The 4311-nt window shown below is 38.8% G+C and carries 5 protein-coding genes; 2 read left to right on the plus strand and 3 right to left on the minus strand.

All coding sequences use genetic code 11. The features are described 5' to 3' along the window. Both QZ506_RS17600 and QZ506_RS17605 read left to right on the plus strand, forming a co-directional pair. Positions 1-135, plus strand: a 135-nt coding sequence (locus QZ506_RS17600) for an ATP-binding protein (RefSeq protein ID WP_291972933.1), incomplete at its 5' end; no start/stop codon positions are given. A gap of 102 nt (positions 136-237) precedes the next feature. Beyond that, positions 238-378, plus strand: a complete 141-nt coding sequence (locus QZ506_RS17605) for a hypothetical protein (protein WP_291972929.1) — start codon at positions 238-240, stop codon at positions 376-378. A gap of 360 nt (positions 379-738) precedes the next feature. Here the strand turns inward: QZ506_RS17605 and QZ506_RS17610 are convergent, their stop codons facing one another. The 3 genes from QZ506_RS17610 to QZ506_RS17620 are packed head-to-tail and all read right to left on the minus strand — an operon-like array spanning position 739 to position 4125. Next, positions 739-1905: a nucleotide sugar dehydrogenase gene (locus QZ506_RS17610; protein WP_291972930.1), complete on the minus strand. Its 1167-nt coding sequence runs from the start codon at positions 1903-1905 to the stop codon at positions 739-741. A 51-nt stretch (positions 1906-1956) separates the two neighbouring features. Beyond that, a complete protein-coding gene (locus QZ506_RS17615; protein ID WP_291972931.1) occupies positions 1957-2967 on the minus strand; it encodes an NAD-dependent epimerase in 1011 nt (336 codons plus the stop codon). Positions 2968-3003: 36 nt separating this feature from the next. Continuing rightward, entirely contained in the window at positions 3004-4125 is a 1122-nt protein-coding gene (locus QZ506_RS17620; protein WP_291972932.1) for a glycosyltransferase family 4 protein, read from the minus strand. Positions 4126-4311: the final 186 nt, after the last annotated feature.

Below are 4311 nucleotides of genomic sequence, written 5' to 3' on the forward strand. Positions count from 1 at the left end.
ACAGCAATCCTGGATCGGCTGCTACACCACTCAACCACACTGAACATCAAAGGAGAAAGCTACCGGTTAAAGGAAAAACGCAAATCCGGAGTGCTGGCAAAAAACGCCACGCCAGTCAGTGATGGACTTTGTTGAATAATAGGTAATAATACTGTTTTTCCATGCCAGTTTTGGTCGAAAATGCTTGTCATCTCAGGTGTACACTTTTCTCATAAGGCCTAACTGCATGATTTTACGTTGCGAGGATCCGTCGTTTCACTGGGCTGCCAGCATAAAATCTATTTATTCAACAAAGCCTCAGTGATGATGAAATGGCGGAAAGCGGGCAACATTAATGAGCAATATCGGACATTAAAAATGGCGAAAAACGGCCAATAATCTTGGCGTTGACAATGCAGCCTCCAGCGAGTATCGTGCTTAACTACCACCGGAGGTTCCAATCTCTTGGGTGGTGGAACAGGACGGTGTTGGAACTACCGGCCTCACTGACATTGGCGCATCTTGCGATGCCCCCCCCCCCCCCGGCCCACCATAGAAGTGCAGCTAAGCGCACGACACAAAAAAAGCGCAAACGCGCTTGGTGTCGTCAGTAAGTAATGTCAGGCGTGGTTCCAATCCTAGCACCTGAATTTTCAGGCGCACGTTAACGATAGCGCCATCGGCGGTGGGTGGCGAGGTGTTTTGCTGCTTCAGTAACTGAGTGCGTGTTCGCAACTCTGCACTTTTATTGCAAACTTATTAATCTGAACCGAACAGATCGCGGGTATACACCTTATCCGCGACGTCTGCCAATTCAGGTGCCATACGGTTAGAGATAATCACATCTGCCATTTCTTTGAATGCTTCAAGATCGCGGATAACGCGAGAACTGAAGAATGTCTCCTCATTAAGCACTGGCTCGTAAACAACAACCTCAATACCCTTGGCTTTAATACGCTTCATCACGCCTTGAATAGCCGATGCGCGGAAATTATCTGAGTCTGCTTTCATCACCAAGCGATAAACGCCCACCACTTTAGGATCACGCTCAATAATGGAATCAGCAATAAAATCTTTGCGAGTACGGTTTGCTTCAACAATTGCGCTAATCAGAGTATTTGGCACACTGGCATAGTTAGCGAGTAGTTGCTTAGTATCTTTAGGCAAGCAATAACCACCGTAGCCAAAAGACGGGTTGTTGTAATGGCTGCCAATACGTGGATCTAACCCTACGCCATCAATAATTTGTTTGCTATCCAAACCGTTAATCTGAGCATAGCTGTCCAGTTCGTTGAAATAGGCTACGCGCATTGCCAGATAGGTATTAGAAAACAGCTTGATGGCTTCTGCTTCAGTTGAGTCTGTGAATAAGACCGGCACATCTTTTTTGATTGCACCTTCAAGTAACAGGTTGGCAAATTCTTTAGCACACTGTGAACGCTCACCGATGACGATACGTGATGGGTAAAGATTATCGTGTAGCGCACGACCTTCGCGCAGAAACTCAGGGGAGAAAATTATGTTATCAGTACCGAATTTATTGCGTAATTCTTCGGTATAACCTACAGGTATAGTAGACTTTATAACAATTAACGCCATTGAATTTATCGTAAGCGCATCGCGAATTACAGATTCGACCGATTTAGTATTAAAATAGTTCGTTTTTGGATCGTAATCAGTGGGTGTTGCTACAATGATGAAATCAGCATCAGTGTAAGCAAGCGACTTATCCGCCGTAGCCTTAAAGTCAAGTTTTCTGCTTGATAGAAAATTCTCTATTTCACTATCGGCTATTGGGGATTTGCGATTATTTAAGAGTTTTATTTTCTCATCAACTATATCTAATGCTATAACATGATGATGCTGCGCCAGCAGCATAGCATTGGAAAGGCCAACATAGCCTGTACCAACAATTGCGATTTTCATTCATTCAACCCTTATTACAATAACTAGCATTTGATTAAGATAAAAAACCATTCAATTCTGATAAAATTCACGATACCAAGAGACAAATTTACGCACTCCCTCATCGAGGCTAATTTTAGGCTGGTAACCTGTTACAGAGAAGAAGGCTTCAGTATCGGCCCAAGTTTTATAAACATCCCCTGATTGCATTGGTAAGAAATTTTTAATTGCTTCAACACCTAATTCTTTTTCCAAAGCTATAACAAAATCCATCAATTTTATTGGACTACCGTTTCCAATATTATAAACCCGGTAAGGAGCAGAACTTGCTGCCGTACTGCCAGTCTCAACGCGCCAGTAATCATCTCGCTCAGGAATAATATTGATAATTCGAATAATCCCCTCTACTATATCGTCAATATAGGTAAAATCGCGACTAAGCTCACCATTATTATAAATATCAATTGGCCTATTACTCAATATATTTTTAGTAAATTTAAATAATGCCATGTCGGGGCGTCCCCACGGGCCATAAACTGTAAAAAAACGCAAGCCTGTGGTAGGAATATTATACAAATGCGAATACGCGTGAGCCATCAACTCATTGGCTTTCTTTGTTGCCGCATACAGTGATACGGGGTGGTCAACTGTATTCCTTGTAGAAAATGGGACTTTCTCATTGAGACCATATACTGAACTTGATGATGCATATACCAAATGTTTAACTTGATGTTCACGACAGCACTCAAGTACATTTAGAAATCCAACCAAGTTACTATCTGAATAAGCCGAGGGGTTTTCTAATGAATACCGCACCCCTGCTCGTGCAGCAAGGTGAATAACGAAATCGAATTTATTATCCTCAAACATTGCATCAAGACATATTTTATCACAAATATCTAAAACACTGAATTTGAATTTAGAGTGATGAGATATCTCTTTCAATCTAGCCTTTTTTAAAGAAATATCATAGTAATCATTTAAATTATCACACCCCCAGACTTGATTTTTATCATCTAGAAGTAATAAGTTAGCCGTTTGAAACCCAATAAATCCAGCAGCACCTGTTATCAAATATTTCATAGAATTTTTCTTTTAGAATAAAAATACGTTACATGATTAGTCAGTTAAATCTTTAATTGCGTTAATATACTTCTCGATAACAAACTTTTCATCAAATTTTCTTTCAACCAATTCTCGGCTTTTGTGCCCCATAGCAAGTCGCTGTTCATGAGATAGTTTGATTATCCTGTCCATCGCATGAATTAAACTTTCAGCGGATCTAGGCTCACATAGAAAACCATTGACTCCATCTTCGACTGTTTCTTTGCAACCAACATTATTAGTAGTTACTATTGGTTTCCCCATTGCTGCTGCTTCAAGCAAAGACTTCGGTACACCTTCCCTATAAAAAGATGGCAATACAACACAATCAGCATGACCAATTTCTTCCTCTACCTTATCAGATATACCAAGGTAATTAATATATCCAGTGTCTACCCATGAGGATATTTGTTCCTTACTAATAGAACCAGAATGTTTTTCATCAATAAAGCCTAACAGATAGAACTCAACTTCAGCACCATATATATCTTTAAGTTTATGTGCAGCACGGGCATAATAACTAATACCTTTATCAAAAAGCATTCTAGCTACTAATATAAATCTGACCACTTGATCATTCGGTGCTGGTGAAAAAGAAAAACGTTCAAGATCAACACCAGACCCTGGCAATAAATCGATAATATTTTCATTAACAGTCCCTTTGCACATTGCACAAAAAAACTCTTTATCATCTTTATTTTGAAAGAATATCTTATTAGCTCTCGGTTGAGATATTTTATAAAGTTTACGTGCAATTTTATTGGTCATGCTATCATTAATGAATACACTCCCTAAACCAGCAATGTTATTTATTACATTGATTTTTAAGTAGGATGCAGCCAAAGTACTATAAATATTATTTTTGGGAGTAAAGTTTAATACAAAAGCTGGTTTGATTTTTTTATATATTTTATAAAACCCCCATAAAGTAAGTAGGTCTTTTAAAGGATTCTTTCCTCTTTGTTGTATATCAACACTAATGAAATCGCATCCTAAATCAATAATTTTAATTGAATAGCTATCCTTAGGTGCAATGATTAACACTTTATACCCAAGTGCAAACAATTTAAGAATTGTATTTCTTCTGAAATTGTATATATACCAACTTGTATTAGCACTAATAGCGATTGTTATCATATCAATTCACAACTTTGAGATCAAATTTAAAGGAAGTCTTACTACATGGGCTTTGTTGAATAATAGGTAATCATGCTGTTTTTCCATGCCAGTTTTGGTTGAAAATGCTTGTCATCTCAGGTGTACACTTTTCTCATGAGGCCTAACTGCATGATTTTACGTTGCGAGGATCCGTCGTTTCACTGG

It is taken from the genome of Candidatus Symbiopectobacterium sp., assembly GCF_020054415.1.
GTDB lineage: Bacteria > Pseudomonadota > Gammaproteobacteria > Enterobacterales > Enterobacteriaceae > Symbiopectobacterium.

Excerpts from the sequence above, each read along its gene's own strand:
- QZ506_RS17620 (WP_291972932.1), bottom strand. The coding sequence starts at position 4,125 with ATGATAACAATCGCTATTAGTGCTAATACAAGTTGGTATATATACAAT.
- QZ506_RS17615 (WP_291972931.1), bottom strand. The coding sequence starts at position 2,967 with ATGAAATATTTGATAACAGGTGCTGCTGGATTTATTGGGTTTCAAACG.
- QZ506_RS17610 (WP_291972930.1), bottom strand. The coding sequence starts at position 1,905 with ATGAAAATCGCAATTGTTGGTACAGGCTATGTTGGCCTTTCCAATGCT.